20 protein-coding genes are annotated in these 23,679 nt (G+C 35.4%); all 20 read right to left on the reverse strand.

Translation table 11 applies throughout. The annotated features are described in order from the left end of the window. Position 1 precedes the first annotated feature (1 nt). Positions 2–1,867 (reverse strand): APC family permease, encoded by a 1,866-nt coding sequence (locus tag GSH73_RS12125; protein WP_014757709.1) that lies wholly within the window; start codon positions 1,865–1,867, stop codon positions 2–4. 88 nt (positions 1,868–1,955) lie between these two features. Then, complete coding sequence (locus GSH73_RS12130; RefSeq protein WP_284700707.1) at positions 1,956–2,618, reverse strand: beta/alpha barrel domain-containing protein; 663 nt, start codon at positions 2,616–2,618, stop codon at positions 1,956–1,958. Between the two features lie 68 nt (positions 2,619–2,686). Further along, positions 2,687–3,331 carry a response regulator transcription factor gene (locus tag GSH73_RS12135; RefSeq protein WP_014757707.1) on the reverse strand — a complete coding sequence of 215 codons (645 nt, stop codon included), beginning with the start codon at positions 3,329–3,331 and terminating at the stop codon, positions 2,687–2,689. Further along, positions 3,332–4,441 carry a sensor histidine kinase gene (locus GSH73_RS12140; protein ID WP_014757706.1) on the reverse strand — a complete coding sequence of 370 codons (1,110 nt, stop codon included), beginning with the start codon at positions 4,439–4,441 and terminating at the stop codon, positions 3,332–3,334. An 86-nt stretch (positions 4,442–4,527) separates the two neighbouring features. Then, positions 4,528–5,670, reverse strand: coding sequence for an ABC transporter permease (locus GSH73_RS12145; protein WP_014757705.1), 1,143 nt, complete (start codon positions 5,668–5,670; stop codon positions 4,528–4,530). A gap of 2 nt (positions 5,671–5,672) precedes the next feature. Beyond that, positions 5,673–6,794, reverse strand: a complete 1,122-nt coding sequence (locus GSH73_RS12150) for an ABC transporter permease (protein WP_014757704.1) — start codon at positions 6,792–6,794, stop codon at positions 5,673–5,675. Between the two features lie 12 nt (positions 6,795–6,806). Beyond that, a complete protein-coding gene (locus GSH73_RS12155) occupies positions 6,807–7,742 on the reverse strand; it encodes an ABC transporter ATP-binding protein (RefSeq protein WP_014757703.1) in 936 nt (311 codons plus the stop codon). A gap of 602 nt (positions 7,743–8,344) precedes the next feature. Next, positions 8,345–8,986 carry an MBL fold metallo-hydrolase gene (locus tag GSH73_RS12160; RefSeq protein WP_014757702.1) on the reverse strand — a complete coding sequence of 214 codons (642 nt, stop codon included), beginning with the start codon at positions 8,984–8,986 and terminating at the stop codon, positions 8,345–8,347. A 135-nt stretch (positions 8,987–9,121) separates the two neighbouring features. Continuing rightward, entirely contained in the window at positions 9,122–10,810 is a 1,689-nt protein-coding gene (argS, locus tag GSH73_RS12165) for an arginine--tRNA ligase (protein WP_014757701.1), read from the reverse strand. Between the two features lies 1 nt (position 10,811). Continuing rightward, on the reverse strand, positions 10,812–11,234 hold the full coding sequence (locus GSH73_RS12170; protein WP_014757700.1) for a YwiB family protein: 423 nt from the start codon (positions 11,232–11,234) through the stop codon (positions 10,812–10,814). Between the two features lie 13 nt (positions 11,235–11,247). Further along, a complete protein-coding gene (locus GSH73_RS12175) occupies positions 11,248–12,336 on the reverse strand; it encodes a D-alanine--D-alanine ligase family protein (RefSeq protein ID WP_014757699.1) in 1,089 nt (362 codons plus the stop codon). A 145-nt stretch (positions 12,337–12,481) separates the two neighbouring features. After that, complete coding sequence (locus GSH73_RS12180; RefSeq protein ID WP_014757698.1) at positions 12,482–12,931, reverse strand: arginine repressor; 450 nt, start codon at positions 12,929–12,931, stop codon at positions 12,482–12,484. A 51-nt stretch (positions 12,932–12,982) separates the two neighbouring features. Further along, the gene (gene arcC, locus GSH73_RS12185) at positions 12,983–13,972 is read right to left on the reverse strand and encodes a carbamate kinase (protein ID WP_014757697.1); all 990 of its coding nucleotides are present in this window, start codon (positions 13,970–13,972) and stop codon (positions 12,983–12,985) included. A 15-nt stretch (positions 13,973–13,987) separates the two neighbouring features. Further along, entirely contained in the window at positions 13,988–15,415 is a 1,428-nt protein-coding gene (locus GSH73_RS12190) for a basic amino acid/polyamine antiporter (RefSeq protein ID WP_014757696.1), read from the reverse strand. Between the two features lie 68 nt (positions 15,416–15,483). Further along, the gene (gene argF, locus GSH73_RS12195) at positions 15,484–16,473 is read right to left on the reverse strand and encodes an ornithine carbamoyltransferase (protein WP_014757695.1); all 990 of its coding nucleotides are present in this window, start codon (positions 16,471–16,473) and stop codon (positions 15,484–15,486) included. 28 nt (positions 16,474–16,501) lie between these two features. Next, on the reverse strand, positions 16,502–17,749 hold the full coding sequence (gene arcA / locus GSH73_RS12200) for an arginine deiminase (RefSeq protein ID WP_014757694.1): 1,248 nt from the start codon (positions 17,747–17,749) through the stop codon (positions 16,502–16,504). A gap of 397 nt (positions 17,750–18,146) precedes the next feature. Next, a complete protein-coding gene (locus GSH73_RS12205; protein WP_014757693.1) occupies positions 18,147–19,523 on the reverse strand; it encodes an amino acid permease in 1,377 nt (458 codons plus the stop codon). A 31-nt stretch (positions 19,524–19,554) separates the two neighbouring features. Continuing rightward, positions 19,555–20,043, reverse strand: coding sequence for an arginine repressor (locus tag GSH73_RS12210; protein ID WP_014757692.1), 489 nt, complete (start codon positions 20,041–20,043; stop codon positions 19,555–19,557). A gap of 281 nt (positions 20,044–20,324) precedes the next feature. Further along, positions 20,325–22,586 carry a glycoside hydrolase family 31 protein gene (locus tag GSH73_RS12215; protein WP_014757691.1) on the reverse strand — a complete coding sequence of 754 codons (2,262 nt, stop codon included), beginning with the start codon at positions 22,584–22,586 and terminating at the stop codon, positions 20,325–20,327. A 41-nt stretch (positions 22,587–22,627) separates the two neighbouring features. Then, entirely contained in the window at positions 22,628–23,665 is a 1,038-nt protein-coding gene (locus GSH73_RS12220; RefSeq protein WP_014757690.1) for a LacI family DNA-binding transcriptional regulator, read from the reverse strand. Positions 23,666–23,679: the final 14 nt, after the last annotated feature.

Genomic DNA, 23,679 nt, shown 5'->3' on the forward strand with positions numbered 1-23,679 from the left:
CTTATTGCTCTTTTTTGCATTTATCTTCAATATCATCGTCATCGTGAAGTTGCAGTGGCATGGTCGCAACCACAATGTGCTTATGCTTTAAAAGTTCCTTTTCTATATAAACCCTCGTCTTATTGTGAAGAATGTTGTGCCACCTTTTCCTGACTACAAACTGCGGCAATATTACTGTTATCATGTCTCCTTTTTTGTAATTGTACTCCTCAGACTCTATAAATTTAAGAAGCGGTTCAACAATTCTCCTAAATGGCGAATATTTGACAATGAGCGGTATGTCTGTATTTAGCATGGCATACCTCTTTTTTATCTTTTCACCGCTTTCTTCATCTATTGACACGTTAAAGGCAATGACATGCTCTGAGATCGTCCTGGCATATCTTAATGCTCTGATACTGGCCTTATTGATGCTCTCTATTGGCACTATTACCCTATTGCGATAATGATTTTCTGAGATCTTTATGCACTGAAGGTCTTCAGGGCTTACTCTAAGCTGTACAGCCACAGCTCTGTAATGCTTATTTATTTTAAGCATCATAAATACCAAAACGGGTATAACTATTATCACAATCCAAGCGCCTTCTCTAAACTTAGTTATCCCGACAATTACGACAACTAATGCCGTAACAATAGCACCTGTACCATTTATAATTGCCTTTATAACCCAATTTTTGCTTCTCGTCGTTATCCATCTCTTTGCCATGCCTGTCTGCGATAAAGTAAATGATATGAATACGCCAATTGCATAAAGTCCTATTAAGGAAGTGACATTGGCTCTGAATGCCACAATAAGAACAGTAGCCAAAACTGAAAGCAATATTATGCCGTTTGAATAGCTTAACCTGTCACCTCTTTTGTTAAGCTGCCTCGGCATGTGTCCTTCTTTTGCCATTATTGCAAGTAAAAGAGGAAATCCTGAATAAGCAGTATTAGATGCCATTACCAATATTATAAATGTTGTTGCTGTAATGTAGTAGAACATGAAGCCTCTGCCAAATATTTCGTTTGCTAATTGTATGATTACGGCTTTGTCACCTGCAGTAATGTGATACATGCTTATAAGGACAGATATGCCGCCAAATGAAATTAAGACAATAGAAGATAGCAAAATCAAGACGGTTATGGCTTTTTTCACTGATGGTTCTTTAAAATTCGGCACCGCATTGCTTACAGCTTCAACACCTGTCAAAGCAGAACATCCATTTGAAAAAGCTCTTAAAAGCAAGAACAGTGTAACTGGTTCAACAGCTTTTAAAGGTGTGGTAGGAGGCACATATCCTCCTTTTATCTTTACAATACCCGCAATAAGCATCGCAACTATGCCAAAAACAAAAGCATACGTAGGAACACCAAAAATTCTGGATGATTCACGTATACCTCTCAAATTACCTATCATTAAAATCAAGACAATCGCGATACATATAAGTATTGAGTAAGGCCTCAAAAATAAAAATGCAGATGTTATCTGATCAACACCTGATGACACACTAACTGCCACTGTTAAAATATAGTCGACAGACAGTGCAGCACCAGCTACTACTCCTGCTATTTTCCCTAAGTTGTCAGATGCGACTATGTAGGCGCCTCCTCCATTTGGATAATTTTCTATCGTCTGTATATAAGAAAAAGTTAATATCAATAATAGACTGATAATGGCAGCAGAAATATAAAGTAGGTTTTTATACGCCATAAAGCCTATTGCAGGCAGCAAAACTAATAAGATTTCCTCGCCGGCATAAGCCACAGAAGAAATCGCATCGCTGGACAGTATAGGAAGTCCCCATATTACGCCGTATTTCTCATTTTTAATAGCCTTATTTGTCAGTGGTCTACCTATTAAAGCCCTCTTAAGTCTATTAAACATTATAACGCCTCCGCTTATTAATAATAATTGATTATATATCATTATTAATTATTTATCAATATGGATTTATCTATATATTTTACTATTTTTACTGCCTTTCCTCTCTGTATTTATCCATTACGTGAGAAAATATCTCCGCATTTGTTGGAGGTGTGTACGAAATAGCATTTGCACCAGCTTCTATCGTCTCCATTATTGTCTCATCTGTAGGCCCTCCTGTGGCAATTATCGGTATATTGGGGCAAATGTCTCTCACTCTTTTCACAATCTGCGGCGTTTTTTTTGCGCCTGAAATATTTAAAATCGTTGCCCCTGCATCTACGCGGCCTTTTATGTCTTCATTTTCTGAGACGATGGTGACTATTATCGGTATATCGATCGTAGCTCTTATTTTTTTGATTATATCATTTGCGGTAGGTGCATTGACGACGACACCCATAGCACCTTGGAATTCTGCATCAAGTGCTAAATTGACTACCCTCTTGCCTTGTGTAAGTCCACCGCCAACACCGCTAAACACAGGAATGTCTGACGCCATAATTATAGCATGTGTGATGACAGGCTGCGGTGTAAAAGGATAAACTGCTAATATGGCATTTGCATTTGTGTTTCTTATTATAGCTATGTCTGTAGTAAAAAGTATGGACTTTATCACTTTTCCATGTATTTTTATACCCGAAACATTTTGTATGACTTCTGGAACTCTGACCATCTTCTGCCTCAAAGGAGACACTATCTCCGGTATGAACATATTGTCCACACATATCACCTCCAAAATTAAGTTTTAAAAGCATATTGTAGTATACCACAACTTCGATGTCATTTAAACTGATTTTTTTCTTTTCCATTTAAGTAATAAATGGCTATCTGCGTCCTATGCTGAAGGGATGTCTTATCAAGTATAGACGATATATAGTTTTTCACGGTTCCTTCTGAAATAAAAAGTTTATCAGCAATTTCTTTGTTAGAAAGTCCTTTCGATATAAGATCCATTATTTCTATCTCTCTTTTCGTGAACATCGACATGTCGATTTTTGAACCGTCACGCTTGCGAATCCCTTCTTTAATCTTGTCAAGAACTACATCCTGTATGACCGAATTGCCTTCGTAGACCATTTTTATGGCATTCTTTATGTTTTCGGGAGAATTATTCTTCAAAAGATATCCTTTTGCGCCGCTTCTTATGGCATCTACTATGTATTCATCGTCGTCAAATGTAGTGAGTATCAAAACCTTCGTCTTTGTACGACTGCATATTTCGTAAGATGCCTGCACACCGTTCATTATAGGCATTCTAACGTCTATCAATGCAACATCTACTTTGTGATTTAAGCAGTAGTTTAAAGCTTTTAATCCATCGTCAACGCAAGACACTACTTCAAAGTCTTTATCCATTTCCAATATGATCTTAAGACTTTCTCTAATAAGAGAGTCATCGTCGGCAATAATTATCTTAATCGGCATTCAACATCCCTCCAATGGAAGCAAAAATATCACCGAAAATCCATTTGAACCATCTATAATGACTTTTCCTCCAACGCTTTCGCATCTCTCCTCGATGCCTTTAAGTCCAAGTCCTTTTCTTACAACATCAGTGCCAACGCCATTATCTTTCATTTCCACTTTAATAAATTTATTAAGCACGTCAATGGTTAAAGAAACTTTAGTGGCTTTTGAATATTTCATGGCGTTTGTCAACAATTCCTTTACATTTTCCATTATGATATTCCACTGTGAATATGTAATCTTATCAATAATACCAGTGTATTTTAAATTTGCAGAAATATGAGTCTTTAATGCAAAATCATCCAAAACAAGCTTCAATCTGTTAAGCCCCATCTGTTCCGGTGGTGGTTTTATCTCCCTTAATGCAATTCTTATGCTTTCAAGTCCATTTCGCAATGTGTCTATGGTGCTTTGGATCATCTTTTTCGCATCATCTTTGTTTCTATCCATTAGAAGCTTCGAAGCTTCCAACTGCATCAAACTTCCTGATATTGTATGCCCAATATCATCGTGAATTCTCTGTGACAGCTTATTTCTTTCTTCTAACTGTGTAGTGTATTTAAGCTGCCTTTCATACTCTTCATTTTTATCTATTCTTATGTATAAATCCTGTACTTTCCACCTCAATTCATCGTTTCTCTTTTTTAAGCTTTCTAACTTGTCGTATGACATTTTGCTGAGAAATAATATAAGGTACGACATCAACAATGTAATAATATATTCTGGCATCAATTCACTTTTAATAAATATCATAACTGAGAGCGAAGCGACAAGGCTAAACAAATACGTAGTCAATCCCGAAAATATCTCATAAATATTAAGTGGAAATAAAAACACAAAAAAGCCGCTGACATAATTATACGAAAACATCAATAAGCCAATGGATAGAAACAGCATAAGCTTTTTTATCATCTTTCCATTTGTTAAATAATACGCCATATTGATACAAATGTATAGAAGAATGAAAGCAACAAACTCTGCCGGATATGTAGCCACATCTGTGTATATGTATTTTACAATAATGTATAAAATAATGATTAATTTTGTCGCAATAATCCACATTTCCATAAAAATATCTCCTTGATAGACTAATTATATTTTATCCCAAAATGATTGTATTTGCACTATAAAAAAATAAGGCTTAAAGCCTTAAATTACACAAAATCTGCCATTTTATTAGACATCTTCATTTTATACGATGCAATCAGTATAAAAGTTAAAGCGAATGCCAGCAATATAAAAATATTCAGCAATACATCACTACTGGACGTGGCACCTTCTATTTTTGTTATGGCGTCAATAGCCCATCTTTGCGGCATAAAATATGAAACCTTTTGGAAAATCTTCGGCATGACTTCAATAGGCCAAAAAGCGCCTCCCAACATACAGCTTGGAGTTATTATCAATGTCGATAATCCTCCAGATTGAGCAGTAGAATCGCTAAATGCTACGATAAGCATACTAAGCCCTATAGCAGATATCCCAAACGCAACAAGAATTACAAATATTTCTAAAAAAGATTTGTCAAAAGGAAGCTTCATAAACACAGCCAAAAGCAGCATGATAAGCCCTATCTGAAACAAAGTCACTATCATATTCACTATGAAGTTGCTTGATGCATATACTATAGATTTGACGGGTGCAGCGCATATCCTGGAGTAAGTTTTATCTCGTTTTTCCTGCAGCATAAGCTCTGCTATCCTGCTCGTTCCCATCATCAAAAACATTATAAACATACCTACGCTGCGTGTCATTATGTCGTTGATCACGCTTTTGTCTTTAACTGTGTATTCTCCTAATTTTATCAATGCATTTTTTTCGTATTCTTGGTACATTTTATAAAAAGTGCTGCTATCGCCATTAGAAGAAATCGACAGGTATTTTAAATTGCTGATGTACTCATCAACATAATTTTTTACGGCTAAGGCGACTTCTTTGCCTTTGATAGACACGATTTGAACTTTTAAAGGTTTATCTTCAATTACATTTTTGCTGAAATCTTTCGGAAATATAATCGCAAAATCGATATTTCCTTTTGTAACGTATTTATCCAAATTGCTTTTATCAATATTGACAACTCTGAACTTTTGAGAATCTTTAAATGAGTTTACTAAGTCTTTTGATAATATGCCTGTGTCGTTGTTTATGACTCCAATCGTTAATTTTGAAGTACCGGACAGATTCACCGTCAAAACTACAAAAGGTATTAAAACCGACAACAGTATATAAATCAAATTCCCTTTTCTCCTGAAAAACAATTTTAAAGTATTCTTTACGAGAAGAAAAACGTTTCTCACGATTAGAAAGCCTCCTTTCTAAACAAATAAGCGGCTAAAAACACGAAAACAAAAGCACATGCCAAATTAATGACTATCGCTGCTAATACGTCATTGTAATTATTGGCAAAAGCCACATTTAATATGGCTGAATTCGTCCATTTTATTGGTGATATGTTGGACAGATTTTTAAATAAGGCTTCCGCAGCATCTACCGAAAAATAAGAACCACCCAAAAATGCTATAAAAGGAATTATTGCATTGACAATACCTGATGCAACGCCGCTGTTTTTAAATAAAAACCCGAGGCAGATTCCGAGACTTATAGAAAATATAATCTCACTTATTATTATCAACGTGATTGTGTATATATCATTTCCCCAATAAGCTTTAAGTATAAACCTGCTGTACAGAAAAACTAAAATTGACTGCAAAAAAACTGATAGCGATGAACCTAAAATTTTTCCCAATAATATCTCATGCTTTTTAGCAAGGGTTGTAAGCATTCTATTGCCTGTATTTCTCACTCTCTCACTGTTTATAGAGTAAATGCCGCTTATAGAGCCATAAAGTATGATTAACGTCAACATGGTGATTGAATAGTAATCGTAAGAAGACGGCTGTCTTTCACTATTTAACGACACTATTTCCGTAAAGTCGTAATTGTCACTTACATTTATTTTTGATAATGATTGTGGATTTTCCTTTGCTAAGACAGCAACAACATTAAATCTATCAACAAAAGTTTTGAGAATCGTCTCAACAATGTTTGTATCAACAAAGTCTCTGTCGTTTTTGTAAAATACTATATTATTTCCTCTTAGGACAATGTAACCCGCACAATTATACTTTACATTTCTAACATCGTTTATGCCACTGGCTATTTCTTTCACCTCATGAAACCTTATCCCCAACTTCTCACAGCTATCCACAAAATTATTAAATCCTTTCGATAGCTCTTTGCTTCCGTTATCTGTGTATTCTACGCTGATATTGCTTATCTTGTGATCGCTATTAAATGTATTTGAAAAAGCAAAACCTAATATGGTCATAAGGACTATAGGAAATAAAACCATGAATACCATAGCTTTCTTACTTCTAAAATTTTCCTTTATTTCTCTCGATGCGATTTTTAATACTCTCATGATCAATCCACCTTAATCTCTTAATTTTCTACCTGTAAGCGTCAGAAACACCGTTTCTAAATCAGGCGTCTGTGTCTCAATGTTTTTGATAGCTATGCCATCAGACGTAAAGTAGTGAATTATCTTGTCAAGGTTGCTAACATCCCTATAGCTTACGATTTTTACCGTATTTTCATCTATATCAATGCTTTTTACTCCGTTAATAGCTTTAAGTTTGTTTTCATCTATATTCGCCACTGAAGTGACAGTTATCATCACCGTATTCGCATCTGTAATGATTGATTTAAGTTCTTCTTTAGTGCCCTCGGCAATTATCTTTCCATGATCAATTATGGAGATTTTCGTGCATACGGCTTCAACTTCCTCCATGTAATGGCTTGTGTATATTACAGTGCTTCCCATCTCATTTAGCTTTTTCACAGATTCTAAAATATGATTTCTTGATTGAGGATCTATGCCGACTGTAGGTTCGTCCAATATTATTATCTTCGGCTTATGCGCTATCGCACATGCTATATTAAGTCGCCTTTTCATTCCTCCCGAAAATTTATTTGCCAGCCAATTTGCTTTGTCTTGTAGACCTACGAATTCCAACGCCATGTCAACACTTTCTTTAAGTTCCCTGCCTTTAAGTCCGTAAAGACTTGCAAAAAAGCTTACATTTTCGTATGCGGACAGTTCTCCATAGATAGCAATATCCTGTGGCACAACGCCAATATTCATTTTAGCGAAATCAGGCTCTCTTTTTATGTCCCTCTCCATCACATAGACTTTTCCGCTGTCCATCTTCAAAAGCCCGCATATTATATTTATAGCTGTACTTTTACCGGCACCATTTGGACCTAAAAAGCCGTAAATCTCTCCTTCTTCAATTTCAAGATTTACATTGTCAAGTGCCACTAAGTCCCCAAATCTTTTGGTCAATCTTTCAAATTTCACAGCTTTCATAAACATTCTCCTTTATTTGAATCTTACGTTTAAATCATATAACAAAAATTGATCTTTATTAAGTACAAAAAGTCACTACTTGTATATGACTTTTGTCACAAAAAAAGAGACGGCGATAACCGTCTCCATGATTATATATAAAAAGGCTCGCAATGATCTTCGCTTCAGCCTATATAAATCTTTGCACACCTGTATTAAATCAAACCTTATGACTTAATACAAGCATCTCAAAACCTATATAGACCTTTGCTCGACCATTATAAATACCTTAGAAACCTAATATAATCTCTCGACTATATTAGACCTCCAACCTAAGTACAACATTAAGCTATACATCTGGCCTGCGGAACTTATAATGATCTTAGCTCGACTATAATACATCTCTTTTAACCTTATATTAATCTCTATGACTAATATAAAGCCTTACAAGACATATTACAGTCTGCCCGCCGACTGATATTGGACCATTAGATCCAATATCAATCTTTGGCCGATCATCTAAGAACTTTCGTCCTTAGATGATCTTGGCTCAACCATTGCGAACCTTACGATATTATATTGTCCCGATTACAACATAATATACTTAAAAGCATGTGGTAAATTTAGGAATTTTTATAATTCAAAGCGATTACTTCTTTTCTGCCTTCTAAATAATTTTTGTCAATTTCGATTTCATTGGATTGAATCTTTTGTCCGCCTGTCATCTTCAAGAAATTATCCTCTGTTTCAATTGGAAAATCAACGTTGCTTGTCCTATAGTGCATCGCAATGGTCAACTTTGGCTTAAGCTGTTCAACTACTTTTACCGCTTGCCTGTCATCAATCGTGTAATACCCGCCAATCGGCACCATCAATACATCTATATCTCCTATGTCTTTTATCATATCGTCTGTAAGTATATGTCCAAGATCTCCTGCATGGCACACCTTTATGCCATCAACTTCGATCACGAATATAATGTTTTTGCCCCTTTTAGCCCCATGCTCGTCATCGTGAAACACGCTTACTCCTTTTATATGAACACCTTTCACATCGTGCTCACCAGGAGTATTTACGATCTTATAATCTCCTTTTACGGCTTTAAAGTAATTGTGGTCAAAATGAGAATGGGATGATGTCACAATATCGGCTTCTGTTTCAGGCAGCGGGTATCCTACAGTCTTATCAAACGGATCTGTCACTACGCTTGTGCCATTTTCTGACACTATTTTAAAGCAGGAATGTCCAAAATACCTTATTTTCACATTAACACCTCCTATGCCATATTATAACACATTATCCTATCCTATATTAACATCATTGGCACGATTCATAGCTTTATCATAAATCTCATCTGGATAGCCTAATCTCCATAAAAATATTAGGCGGATTACCCGCCTTTACATTTTCTCTGGTGCTGTTATCTTCAGCATATCAAGTACGTTCTTTATTACAATTCTTGTGGCATCGATTAAAACTATCCTTGCTTTCATCAGTTCTTCGTCAACGCCTCTTACCCTGCAGCTATTGTAAAAAGTGTGAAACAGTGATGCCACATCGAGTATATACCGCGTAATCCTGTGAGGAGCCATGGTATTTGCTGCTATTGTAATTTCCTCCGGCAGATACGCCAATTTTTTAATCAAACTGATTTCTGCCTCTTCTTTCAACAATTTTAAGTTGACTTCTTTTAAATTGTCTGTATCAATCCCGTCTTCCTTCAATTGCCTCAATATAGAACATATTCTGGCATGGGCGTATTGAACGTAAAAAACTGGATTCTCATTCGACTGCTCAACAGCCAAGTCCATGTCAAAGTCAACAGCACTGTCTGCTGAACGCATATTAAAGAAAAATCTTGCAGCATCTTTGCCGACTTCATCAATCAAATCTCTCAATGTCACCATTTTGCCTGTCCTTTTTGACATCCTCACTACTTCTTTGCCCTTCATAAGCCTTACAAGCTGCATCAAAAGCACGTCAAGCCTATCGGGATCAATGCCTAATGCTTTCATGGCACCCTTCATCGGTGCTACATGTCCGTGATGATCGGCACCCCATATGTCGATGACCCAATCAAAGCCACGAGTCACAAATTTATTCTTGTGATAGGCTATATCAGATGCTAAATATGTGGGAAAACCATTAGCCCTTACCAAAACATCGTCTTTTTCAGCGCCAAAAAGCGTCTCTTTAAACCAAAGAGCACCATCTTTCTCATACGTATAGCCTTTTTCCTTAAGTTCTTTTATGACTGATTCTACCTCACCGCTTTCATGCAGTGTATTTTCAGAAAACCATACGTCGTACTCTATCCCGTACGCTTCAAGGTCCTCTTTAAGTTTAGCTATGTTCTTTTTAAGCCCATACTGTATTAATGCTTTTCTCCTATCCTCTGGATCTGCATCTTTGTACTTATCACCGTATAATTCTAAAAACTCTTTCGCTCTTTCAATTATGTCGTCGCCGTGATAGCCACCTTCAGGCACTTCGGCATCTTCACCCAATAATTGCAAATAGCGCGCTTCCAATGACAAGCCAAATTTCTCTATTTGGTTGCCAGCATCGTTTATGTAAAACTCCCTCGTAACATCATATCCTGCATAGTCCAATATAGATGATAGGGCGTCACCTAATGCGCCGCCTCTGGCATTTCCCATGTGCATGGGTCCCGTTGGATTTGCTGATACAAACTCCACTTGAACTTTTTTGCCATTTCCGATATTTACTCTGCCGTAATCTGAGCCTTTTTCTTTTATAAGCATCAATGCTTCAACGCTATAATCATCATTTAAGTAAAAATTCATAAACCCTGGACCGGCTATTTCCACCTTTTCAATCATAGTGCCTTCAAGCTTAAGTCCATCTTTAATTAATTCTGCGATTTTTCTCGGCGGCATCTTTGCAGATTTCGCCATTATCATGGCTGTATTTACAGCCAAATCTCCAAATTGTTTTTCTTTAGGCTCCTCTATTTCCACTGATGGAATTTCTTCAATATTTAAAAGGCCGTTTTTTCTGGCTTCCTCTATAGAGTTTATCACTATTTCAGTTATCTCATCTTTTACCTTTTGTACGATATTATCCAAATTAATTAACCTCCCGCACTGTTAAATGTAGTTCGTTATCGCTTAATACTCTTTTATCTAAGTCGATGGCATATTTGAGTTTTAACTCTCCACCGTTTTCCGTCAAATTTACTTTGATTTCATCAGATTTTACACCAAGCATTATATTGCCAAAAGGAGTCACATAGTTTGATTCATGCCTTGTGTTCTTTTCAAATACCATCTTTGATTGATTGTCTCCAAATCTCATTAAGATTACTAAATCTTCGCCAACTTTCAACGTAGTCGTCGTCTTATCCAAGCCAGAAAGCTCAGACTCATCATACTTTATATAGTAGTATTCGCCTTTTTTCAAAAATTCACCCTCTGTTATAAGCTCTATCGTATCTGTCTCATTTTGCGCATTTTTCTGTGTGCCTTTGACCGTAATCAAAGCTTTTTTCAAGCTAAACTCCCCTTTACCAGTTTGTACATTTCTCATTGTAAGCAGATAAAGCCAATTGTATAAGCTCATCAATCAATTTGCTGTATGGCTTTCCCGATGCCTCCCAGAGCTTAGGATACATGCTGATTTGGGTAAATCCTGGAATCGTATTTAATTCATTCAAGTAGACTTTACCCGTATTTTTGTCCATCAAAAAGTCTACTCTGGCCATTCCCCTCACGTCTAATGCCGTATACGCTTTTATTGCCAAATCTCTTATCTCCTCCATCTTAGCATCAGGTATAGGCGCCGGAATGAAAAGTTTTGATGCTTCATCAAAATACTTTGCATCGTAATCGTAAAATTCATGTGCCGGAACAATCTCGCCAGCGACAGACGCTTCTGGATTGTCATTGCCTAAAACGGAGCACTCAATTTCTCTTGCATCAATGCCTTCTTCTACAATAATCTTTCTATCATACTTTGCAGCAATTTTCAAGGCATCAAACAGCTCGCCTTCATTGTGAACTTTTGTTATTCCAACACTTGAACCCATGTTTGCCGGCTTTACAAAACAAGGATATCCAATCTTTTCTAATATTTCGCTTTTTATATATTCATACTTCTCTGCATCATTTACATCTTTTCTGTATACGACTGTAAACTTCGGCGTAGGTATGCCAGACTCCAAAAAAATCCTCTTTGAAAAGACCTTATCCATACACAACGATGACGAAAGCACGTTAGGCCCCACATACGGCATCTCAAGAAGCTCCAAAAGGCCCTGTACCGTTCCATCTTCTCCATTGGGCCCATGCAAAACTGGAAAAACTACATCAATGGGATAAAATTCGTAGCTCCCGTCTTTAAATGCGATTATCCCCTTGTACTTAGTAGAAGGTCCTATCAAAGCAGGCACAGCTTCTTTTTCCCATTCGCCTGTGGCGATCTTGTGGACATCTCCACTGTATAAATACCATTGACCATTTTTCGTTATGCCTACCATGTAGACTTCGTACTTTTCTCTATCTATATTGTTAATTATAGAAGTGGCTGAAACCCTTGAAACTTCATGTTCTCCAGACTGCCCCCCAAACAATACAGCTACTTTAAGCTTATCCATAAAAGAATTCATTCCTTTCAAATAGTATACATATAATTAATTATGTATTGTTCATTAATTATATTCTAACCTTTTAGAAATATGGATTCAAGCTAAAGTTTTCAATAGGATAAAATATTAAGGCGGATAAATCCGCCTTAATATTTTAATTTGTCACTTCACTTTTGAAAATCTCTTTAGCCACTGTGCTGCTTGCTTTTCTTACCAATATAAAAATCGTATTGTCACCAGCTACAGAGCCAACGATGTCATCGCACTTTAATAGATCTATCATCTCGGCTACAGCAGATGCGGCTCCAGACAGTGTCTTTATGACAATGATATTCCCATTGCATTTAATATCAACTATGGATTTTAAGAAATTATTTTTGGGAAGACTGCAGTCTTCATTAAAAGCATACTTGTATGATTTCATATCAGTGCTTGGAACTTTTATCAACCTTAGCTCTTTAATATCTTGTGAAATTGTGGACTGTGTAGCTATAATTTTATTTAGCTTAAGCTCCTCTATAAGCTGTCTTTGGTTTATTATTTCCTTTTTTCTTATTATCTCGATTATCTTTGATTGTCTCAAAGCCTTTTGATTATAAACCATAATTATCAAAACCGCCTTTGTAAGTATCCATAGCACTTGATATAATATCTTTTAAGCTTTTAAATCAGCAAGTTTTCTTTCGACAACAGGACTTAAGATTATGGAAGTTCCGCTTCTGCCCATTACTGCCAATTTCGCCTTGCTTAATGATGCTATTATCGACTTTCTTCCCATCTTAGATTCTGCAAACATCATTGCCGCTTTGACTTTAGGCAGCATTGAGCCTTCTGCAAAATGTCCTTCTTCCATATATCTTTTGGCTTCTTCTACCGTCAGCAGCGATAAATTCTTTTGGTCTGGCTTATTGAAGTTTATGGCGACTTGTTCCACTGCCGTAAGTATCATGAGAATATCAGCATTTAAAATTTCAGCTAATTTTTCAGAAGCCAGATCCTTATCTATAACTGCTGGAACACCTTTTAAGCTTCCATCTTCATTCTCAATTACCGGCACGCCACCACCGCCTACAGCAATAACCACATGACCTGCACTGACAATCGTTTTTATCAATTCCTCTTCCACGATCTTTTTCGGCATCGGTGATGCGACAACTCTCCTGAAACCTCTGCCAGCATCTTCTTTCATTACGTATCCTTTTTCTTCCATCAATTTTTTAGCTTGTTCCTCTGTGAAGAAAGATCCAACAGGTTTTGTAGGATTTTTAAAAGCCGGATCATCCTTATCAACAACTACTTGCGTAACAACAGATGCAACGTCTTTATTGATGCCTCTTTTAACCATCTCGTCTCTAATCGCCTGTTGCAAGTGGTACCCAATGTACCCTTGGCTGAATGCACCGCATTCAGGGAAAGGCATAACAGGTATATTCTTATTTACAGAATTAGCTGTTTCATACGTTGATACAATTTGTCCTACCTGCGGTCCATTGCCATGAGAAATAATAACCTCATGTCCATCTTCTATGAGATCCACAATTGCTTTTGCAGTGCTATGTGCTGTATTAAGCTGTGCTTCTGCAGATGTATCTTTAGGATTTTCTTGAAGTGCATTTCCTCCAAGTGCTACAACAATTCTTGCCATATTATTTTCTCCTCTCTAAGGTGTTATTTTTCCTGTTGCAACTTCATAAATCATCACTATTGCTATTAAAATCATTATTGCCATAGAAATGACTTCAGCCTTACTGACTTTTTCTCCTCTCTCTCTTTTAGCAATATAGTAAGGAATTATACCTATCGCGTACATTATGAATGCAAGACCTAAATACGATATGCCTACAGCATAAATCACGTACAAAGAATATATAGTAGCTATCAAAGAAATTATCGTATCAGCGACCAAAGATTTGTCTTCATTACATACTTTTAGAGAAAACAGTGCTGAAAAAAGGTATGGTACAAGTATCAATGTAGTTGCCATATAATACAATGTGTAGTATGCAGATTGTAATTTATCAGATAACAACGACACTAAAAATATTTGTGTCAATACATTTGTCAAAATAAGCGAATTTATCGGCACTCCGTTTTTATTTTCTTTAGAAAACCACTTAGGCATAACCCCATCTTTTGCCGCCACATAAGGAATTTCTGCAGCTAACAATATCCAGCTTAAAGTTGCACCTAAAAGTGATACTATAAGACCAAGCTTTACGATAACTCCACCGGCTCCGCCTAATATGGTGGCTTGAAGTACATTTGCCAATGGAGTGCTGGCTTTTGCTAAAACCTTTGCAGGCACAACGCCCATTGCAATAGTCGATATAAGCATGTAAATCAAAAGCGTAATCAAAATGCTTAAGACTGTTGCTTTACCAACTATCTTCTGAGACTCAGCTCTTTCGGACAATACTGTTGCGGCTTCAACGCCTATAAAGCACCACAATATGGTTCCCATGGCACCTTTTATCTGTCCTATTAAGCTACTTGCACTGCCATCGGATGCAAGTGTCGTCGTCCAGTTGTGCACATTAAATATTGGAACCTTGAAAACTATCAATCCAAATACGATGACTAAAATCAATGGAAGCAGCTTTGCAACTGTTACAATCGCATTTACAACACCAGCATCTTTGATTCCCCTTGTAATGATATAATGTATTATCCAAAGCAAAATCGAAGCGACTATGAAAGTAACTACTGGTTTTAACTCATGTCCTTTTCCAAGCAAGCTATTAAATGTTTTGAAAAGCAAAACCAAAAATGCCACGTTGCCAAGCCATGCGCTTAGCCAGTAACCCCATGCAGAATTAAACCCTACAAATTCTCCAAAACCTGCTCTTGCGTAAGAATAAATACCACCTGTCAAACTTGGTCTTTTATTTGCCAGCATCTGAAACACCAGCGCTAACGATACTATGCCAACGCCTCCAATCAGCCACGCAATGAGAGCTGACTGCGGATTTGACACACCTATGAGATCAGTAGGGCTATTGAATATACCTCCACCGATCATCGAACCCACACCCAATGCTATTAAAAGCATCAGCCCCAACTTTTTTTGCTTCCCAACACTACCTTCCATATATTTCCCTCCTATACATTTATTTTTACAATGGGATAGGTATGTAACCTAACCCATTGTAAGATGCATCATAGAGTAGCAACCATCACTGCTTTAATTGTGTGCATTCTATTTTCTGCCTCATCGAAAACAACCGAATGTTTGCTTCTGAAAACTTCGTCAGTAACTTCTCTAATGTCGAGATTCATTTTCTCTTTCGCATTCTTAGCCATTGTCGTCTCAAAATCGTGGAAAGATGGCAAACAATGCATGAATATGACTTCTGGATTCTGTGTAGCTTTTAACATCTCCATATCAACTCTAAAAGGTGTAAGCAGCTTTACTCTGTCAGCAAGTTTATCTTCTTCACCCATTGAAGCCCATATATCAGTGTATATGACATCAGCACCTTTTATTTTTTCAATATCATCCGTAACTTCAAGTATAGCGCCAGTTTTCTCTGCAATTTTATTTGCCTCATCAAGGACAGAACTATCTGGCCACAGTTCTTTAGGTCCGTATGCCACAAAATGCATTCCCATTTTTGCACAACCATAAAGCCATGCATAAGACATGTTGTTTCTTGTATCACCCACAAAAACTATCTTTACTTTGTCAAGCGGTTTTGCTACATGTTCTTCAATCGTAAGCATATCTGCCAGTATCTGTGTAGGATGGTCAACATCTGTAAGCCCATTAAACACAGGAACTCCAGAGTATTTCGCAAGGTCTTCAACGACCTTTTGCTCAAAACCTCTATACTCGATTCCATCATAGAACCTGCCGAGAACCTTTGCCGTATCTTCCAGCGATTCTTTCTTACCCATCTGAGAGCTGTTCATATCCAAGTATGTCACATGCGCTCCTTCATCTAATGCAGCCACTTCAAACGCACATCTTGTCCTTGTAGATGTCTTTTCAAACAAGAGGACGATATTTTTCCCGTCAAGAAGTTTATCTTTCAGGCCCTTTCTCTTTTTTGCTTTTAAATCGCGTGAAAGATCCAACAAATACCTTATTTCTTCTGTTGCAAAATCTTTAAGTGTTAAAAAGCTTCTTCCTTTTAAGTTTATTGGCATAATAATTCCTCCTCAAATCTTTTAGTTTTTATCTTAAATTTTCTCTAACGAGAGGCATGCTCATACATCTTGGGCCGCCTCTACCTCTTGAAAGCTCTGCACTTGGTATTCTCAAAACTTTAATGCCTTTCTTTTCCAACAATTCATTAGATACGTAGTTTCTTTCGTATGTTACGACAACACCAGGTGCTATCGCCAGCGTATTAGATCCATCATTCCATTGTTCTCTGCCTGAAATTATTGGATCACCGCCTCCACATTTTATGAGCTCGACATAATCCAGTCCCAATGCGTTGCTTAAAATGTTTTCAAGTGAATTAGTATCATTCCTGTACTTAAGAGTACCATCACTTCCGCTTGAAATTTCATAGACATTGAGATTTCCTTGTATGCCTGAATGTATTGTAAATTTGTCGTAATCAACCATTGTAAATACAGTATCTAAGTGCATAAAGGAACGGGCTTTGGGGATTTCAAAGACTAATATCTTTTTAAAGCTTGTATCGCCGTTTAGCAAGTTTTTAGCTAAAATTTCAATTGCTTCCGACGATGTCCTTTCGCTGCAGCCTATTGCCATCACTTCATCTGACAATATCAGTTCATCCCCACCTTCGATGGAAAAAGGCATTGTCCTGTCGTACCAAAGAGGAATGTTTGCATCTTTAAAAAGATCATGATATTTATGGATGTACTTTATAAAAAGTGTTTCTCTCCTTCTGGCTTCAGTTTTCATTCTGCTTATAGAAAGGCCGTTTCCAATTGAAGCGCCGATATCTCTTGTAAAGTATAGATTTGGCATCGGATCAAGGTAAAATGGATAATCATCTTTAATTATGCCTGAAAGAGAATTGACCTTTTTAAGCTTTACATCATCTTTTCGTATTCCAGCAATTATCGTGTCAATCATTTCTTCTGTATTCATGCTAAGAAGGTATTCTTTCAATGCATCCTTTAAAACAGGTAAAATTATGCCACTTTCATTTAAAAATTCTTCAACGAACTCATTTTTGATATCATCGTCATTTAAGACATCTGCTATCAAATTTTCAACGTACACTACCTCTACTCCATTTTCTCGCAATACATCTGAAAATTTATCATGTTCTTGCTGAGCCACCTTGAGATATGGTATATCATCAAACAAAAGCCTTCCTAAATAGTCTGGAACTAAATTTTCAATTTCTTTCCCAGGTCTGTGTAGTAAAACTTTTTTTAATACGCCTATTTCTGAATAGACGTTTATGCTCAAAGAATCGATACTGACACAGGATTCCATATTGTTACCTCCATTTCTAAATTTATTTATCATCATCTGTTCACCGCAATTATACATCTAAAACGCTCATCCAATAAAATAGCAATAATCTTAAAATATTTTAATTTTATATGATATGGTTTTCTCTAAGAAAAATAACGATTTGCCTCTTAAATATGCGTATATTCTCTGAAATTTATGTATTTATCCGATTTTTATAAAAAATAATGAATTTTTACTTGCATACTGATTGATTTTTATTCATAAATGTCTTTTAATGTCGCTAATTGTTATAAAATATACAATCTTATACAAACTTTTATACATACACTGCATAAAATATTAATTTAAATTTTTTATAAAAAAATAACCAGGTTTTAATCCCGGTTATTCTCATTAAGAAAAATTTTTGATTTCCTCATCTTACATTTAAAGTGCTGTGATATCTGCTGTATGCGAAATAAATGATCAAACCTACTATCATCCATATGACAAATCTTGCAAGTGTCACCATCGGAAGGTTGACAATAAGATATAAGCTAAATATCATCGTAAGTGGCGCTACAATCCACACAAATGGCACTTTAAACTTCCTTTCGGCGTTTGGCATCTTTACTCTTAGCACCAATATGCCAATCGATACAATGATAAAAGCGCTTAATGTACCGATGTTTGTAAGCTCAATTATTTCGTCTAATGGGAGGAACCCCGCAATAATAGCGGTTAAAACACATGTTATTAACGTATTTACATGTGGCGTCTTATACTTTGGATGAACCCTTGAAAAAACATCTGGCAAAAGGCCATCACGGGCCATCACCATAAAAATCCTTATCTGACCATACAAAGTCACTAAAAGCGTCGAAACCATGCCTACAATAGCACCTGTAGCAACCAGTGCAGAACCCCAGTTAATCCCTACACTTAAAAGTGCACCCGGCAGCGCATTGTTCGGATCTATGTGTTTGAAAGGCACCATACCAACCAATGTTATGGCAACCGCCATGTATATGACAAGAATCAATACCACAGCCACCATGAGTCCTAAAGGAACATCTCTTGTCGGATTTTTCGTCTCCTCGGCTGCAGTAGAAACAGCATCAAATCCTACATACGCAAAAAATATGATAGCTGCTGCAGTCATTATCCCCTTAAATCCATACGGTGCAAATGGGGTGAAATTAGCCATTTTAATGTGACTAAACCCTAAAAATACAAACAACCCTATAACTGCAATTTTTAAAAGAACTATCAAATTATTTACGGTAGCGCTTTCTCTTACGCCAACGTACAAAATCCATGTCACAAACGCAGTAATCAAAATTGCGGGCAAATCCATGATGCCGCCAGAAATCGGAGGTGTAGTTATGACTTTAGGCAATGTAATGCCAAGAGTTTTTAAAAATCCAATAAAAGTACCAGACCACCCTGATGCCACAGCGCTTGCAGATATAAGATATTCCAGAAGTAAATCCCATCCTATTATCCAAGCGACTATTTCACCAAAAGCAACATAAGAATAAGTATACGTGCTGCCAGCTACCGGAAACATCGTGACCAACTCTGCAAATATAAAAGCAGCTAAAACAGCCGTAACGCCACCAATTATATACGAGATAATCACTGCTGGACCAGCTTTTAAAGCACCTTCACCAGTCGACACAAACACTCCTGTTCCAACGACAGAACCAATGGCCAATGCAGCCAAATCAATAGCGGTGAGTTTTTTGTTTAAATTTGTCTTCTCAGCAGTCTCAAGCAGTTGATCTGCCGACTTCTTTCTGAATAAATTCATTTAATTTTGCCTCCTATATTGTTTTCAAAAATCAGCTTAACTTTTTTATATTTTCCCCTGTATGCGTATCAACTATTTCTTTTAATTTATCAATGACTCCTTTTACATTATCATCTTTATCGATAAGCACAAAAATAGTATTATTTCCTGCAATGGTGCCTACTATTTCACTCCAGCTCAATTCATCAATGGCTTCAGCGGCACTGGATGCAGCACCAGACAACGTTTTAATAGCAATTATATTGCCTGAATAATCCATATCTACAATTACTTTAGAAAGAAGCGATAAAAATTTGTCCAATGTGATATTCTCATTTACATCCCTGGTGGAGTATTTGTATTTTTTGCCATCGCTGCTTAATATTTTTACTAATTTCAGTTCTTTTATATCTCTCGATATAGTTGCTTGAGTCACAATGAATCCTTCTTTTTGCAATTCATTTACCAATTCCTCTTGATTCTCAATATCTTTCTCTTTGATGATTTTTAATATCTTGTTGTGGCGATCCAGCTTTGTCATATAACTCACCTCAAATCTCTACCAAATTATTGATTATTTTTAAACATTTTTTACACAATAATTTTATCGCGTTTGCTATTAAATGTCTACAATTTTTGTTGAGCACTAAAAATTTTTTAAGACTGTAGTTTACAATATCAGCCCTTACTCCAAATATTACAAAATACTATTTTAACAATTAAAAATCTCTTTCTCAAACTGTTTTATTTACAGCCAAGAAAGAGGTTTTTGCAATTTTGCTATTTGTTTATAATATTGTATATTTAATTCTAATAAGAATTTTATATTTCTATAACACAATCATCTATTTTATATTCATTGTTGTTTACAAAAATTTTTTCGATCTTGTCAAAATTTTTAAATATAAATTTATATTTCTTAATTCCATTTTTATATCCTGAATAAATCCTGTTTATATATATTTTTAAAACTCCATTTATATATTTAAATTTAAAATTAGTTAAATTATATTCACCACGAATATAATTAACTGATATTCCATCATCCTCATAATGAGTGTATTCTCCACATGAACCGCTATATAATTCTATAATAAGTTCATTTATTTGTTTTTCGCCTATATATGCTTGCACATCTTGTTTAGGTATAATAGAACCTTCTTTTACAAAAAGTGGTATAATGTCAATGGGTGCTTCTATAAGATAATGTTTTTCGCCTTTAAACTCATTACCATTCCAATAATCATACCATATGCCTTTAGGCAAATATACATCTCTTATCGTCTTTGACGGTAAATAAATTGGTGCAATAAGCATATTATCTCCAAGCATAAATTCATCATATATATTATGTGTATTTTCATCATTTTGATACTCAAAAACCAATGGCCTCATAACTGGATAACCTTTTTGAGAAGCAATATAAAATAAATCATATATATATGGTAATATTTCATATCTCATCTTAATATATTTTTTTGATATATCTTCACACTTATTCCCAAATGACCACGGTTCTTGGGGCCTTGTCCCATTTGCTGAATGTATTCTCAGAAATGGTGTAAAAACTCCAGCTTCAATCCATCTTATAAAAAGCTCTTCTTGGCCATCGTCTCCAAATCCACCTACATCAGATCCTGCAAAAGGCTGACCAGATAGTCCTAAATTCATAATCATTGGCATCATTAAAAGTAAGTGTTCATACAAACTCCTATTATCTCCTGTCCAAACCGCAGCATATTTCTGGATTCCAGAAAATGCTGCTCTTGAAAGAATAAAAGGTCTTTCATTAGGTCTGGCTTTTAACAATCCCTCTTGTGTCGCCATTGCCATATATGTTGCATAAACATTATGTGCCTCACTGTGCAATATTTTATACCCATTTAGATAATGTACATTATCTTCTGGCATTGTTTTGTTAATCCCATCTAAAACAGAAGGCTCATTCATATCATTCCATATCCCATCTACGCCTTCATTTACAAAACTTCTAAGTTTATCTGCCCACCAATGTCTTACATCATCTCTCAAGAAGTCAGGAAATAATGATTCTCCTGGCCATACATGTCCTATAAAAGGTATACCAAATTTATCTTTAACAAAATAATCATTTTCAATTCCTTCTCTATATATATCATAATCATAATCTTTCTTAATACCAGGATCTATAATCGTTACAACTTTAAACCCCATTTCTTTAAGTTTCTGAAGCATTTCTTTATAATTTAAGAAAGCTTCTTTATTCCAAGTAAAAACTCTATATCCTTCCATATAATCTATGTCAAGGTAAATTACATCGCATGGAATTCCCTTTTCTCTAAAAGTTTTAGCAATTTCCAAAACTTTTTCTTGTGGTGTATAACTATATCTACTCTGTTGATTACCAAGAGACCAAATTGGTGGCATATTAATTTTTCCCGTAAGGTAAGTGTAATTTTCTACTACTTCTTTTATACTTTCTCCATATATAAAATAATAATTCATTTGCCCTCCTTTAGCGCCAAAATAATAATACTCATTACTTTCAAAACCCATATCAAAAAAAGAGCGAAAACTATTATCAAAAAATATACCATACGTATATTTTTTATTTAACCCTATAAAAAATGGATATGATTGATACAGAAGCTTCGTACCTTGATTGTGTGTCATAAGTTCATCCGTATTCCACATCTCTAAATACTCACCTTTTTTATCAAGATAACCAGCTTTTTCTCCAAATCCATAATAATGATCTTCATTTAATTTCTTGTAACATCTTATATCATTATTATAGAATCTAACACCACCATTATAATCCTCATTAATTATTAAACCTTCCGTATTTGAAATTTTTACCGAAAAATCATTTAAATTAACCATAATATTTAAAGACTCTGTTTTTATTGTAATAAAATCTGAATTCTCTGAAATATCAAAAGTGCAAAATGTATCATCTTCTCTTTTCTCTATTGCAACTGTATCTTTTCTTTTTTCATCCTTATCAGTTATAAAAAAATTAATAATTTTGCTATTGATTATCCTTATCTGTAATGCTATACCATTTTTTTTCACAACAACTCCATCGTTGAATTTTGTAACCAAAACTAATTCCTCCTTGTAATAATATTTAAGTAAATTACATTTTATAAAATTTTCCGTACACTTTCTCTTTCTACAAGATGTACAGGCAAAATAACCTTTTTGCTCTTAACATTATGCTCTTTAAGATACGCTATCATCATTTTTGCTGCAATTAAACCTTTCTTTTCCGCATCCTGGTGAATAGTAGTCAATCTGGGACTAGTAATACGACTAATATCTAAATCATCAAATCCTATTATTGAAATATCATCAGGAATACGCACACCCATTTCTTGAAGTCCACTCATGATTCCAACTGCCATTATATCAGCAGTAGCAAATATTGCTGTTATATCACGTCGCTCGCTTAATTTGCGTCCCAATTTTATGCATTCATCTATTGTTATTGCTTTTTCATACTCATATACATTATTTTTATTAAACAATAAACCTGCCTCACATAAAGCTTTTTTATAACCTTTTAATCTTTCTTCAACAACTCCATTCGCTTTGATTTTAGGAGATGCAAATAAAATATTTTTATGACCATTTTCGATTAAATATTTAGTTGCTATATATCCCCCATTAAAATCCTCCAATCCGACACTTAAAATTTCTTCATCTTTTATATAACTATCTATCAATACTACAGGTATCTCAGACATTTTTAACGTATGATAAAACTCATCATCAAAAACTCCTGTTAGAATAATACCATCTAAATTCCAATTTTTTAATAACGCAACTAATTCTTGTTTATCCATTACAGTTCGAATCATTGTAAAATACTCACTTTTGCTAAATTCTTTCTCTATACCCCCAATAAACGCAGAATGAAAAGGGTCTTGAATAAAACTGCTATTAATCTCTGGAATTAAATTATTAATAACCCCAATAATCTTTGATGAATTATTGACTAAAGAACGAGCTGACATATTAGGGATATACTGTTTTTCTTTAATTATTTTTTCTATTCGATTGATAGTCTCTTGAGATACTCGCCCATAATTTCTATGAATAACATTTGACACTGTTGTAACACTTACATTAGCTTCTTTTGCAATATCTCTTATAGTAACTATATCTTTTTTTCTTCCCATAATCTTCTTTTAAG

Source organism: Thermoanaerobacterium aotearoense (assembly GCF_009905255.1).
GTDB classification, from domain to species: domain Bacteria; phylum Bacillota; class Thermoanaerobacteria; order Thermoanaerobacterales; family Thermoanaerobacteraceae; genus Thermoanaerobacterium; species Thermoanaerobacterium aotearoense.

Excerpts from the sequence above, each read along its gene's own strand:
- arcC (WP_014757697.1), bottom strand. The coding sequence starts at position 13,972 with ATGGCAAGAATTGTTGTAGCACTTGGAGGAAATGCACTTCAAGAAAAT.
- GSH73_RS12155 (WP_014757703.1), bottom strand. The coding sequence starts at position 7,742 with ATGAAAGCTGTGAAATTTGAAAGATTGACCAAAAGATTTGGGGACTTA.
- GSH73_RS12125 (WP_014757709.1), bottom strand. The coding sequence starts at position 1,867 with ATGTTTAATAGACTTAAGAGGGCTTTAATAGGTAGACCACTGACAAAT.
- argF (WP_014757695.1), bottom strand. The coding sequence starts at position 16,473 with ATGCCAATAAACTTAAAAGGAAGAAGCTTTTTAACACTTAAAGATTTT.
- GSH73_RS12190 (WP_014757696.1), bottom strand. The coding sequence starts at position 15,415 with ATGGAAGGTAGTGTTGGGAAGCAAAAAAAGTTGGGGCTGATGCTTTTA.
- GSH73_RS12205 (WP_014757693.1), bottom strand. The coding sequence starts at position 19,523 with ATGAATTTATTCAGAAAGAAGTCGGCAGATCAACTGCTTGAGACTGCT.
- GSH73_RS12220 (WP_014757690.1), bottom strand. The coding sequence starts at position 23,665 with ATGGGAAGAAAAAAAGATATAGTTACTATAAGAGATATTGCAAAAGAA.
- GSH73_RS12210 (WP_014757692.1), bottom strand. The coding sequence starts at position 20,043 with ATGACAAAGCTGGATCGCCACAACAAGATATTAAAAATCATCAAAGAG.
- GSH73_RS12130 (WP_284700707.1), bottom strand. The coding sequence starts at position 2,618 with ATGTTCATACCGGAGATAGTGTCTCCTTTGAGGCAGAAGATGGTCAGA.
- GSH73_RS12135 (WP_014757707.1), bottom strand. The coding sequence starts at position 3,331 with ATGCCGATTAAGATAATTATTGCCGACGATGACTCTCTTATTAGAGAA.
- GSH73_RS12180 (WP_014757698.1), bottom strand. The coding sequence starts at position 12,931 with ATGGTTTATAATCAAAAGGCTTTGAGACAATCAAAGATAATCGAGATA.
- GSH73_RS12140 (WP_014757706.1), bottom strand. The coding sequence starts at position 4,441 with ATGGAAATGTGGATTATTGCGACAAAATTAATCATTATTTTATACATT.
- GSH73_RS12175 (WP_014757699.1), bottom strand. The coding sequence starts at position 12,336 with ATGGATAAGCTTAAAGTAGCTGTATTGTTTGGGGGGCAGTCTGGAGAA.
- arcA (WP_014757694.1), bottom strand. The coding sequence starts at position 17,749 with ATGGAATCCTGTGTCAGTATCGATTCTTTGAGCATAAACGTCTATTCA.
- GSH73_RS12150 (WP_014757704.1), bottom strand. The coding sequence starts at position 6,794 with ATGAGAGTATTAAAAATCGCATCGAGAGAAATAAAGGAAAATTTTAGA.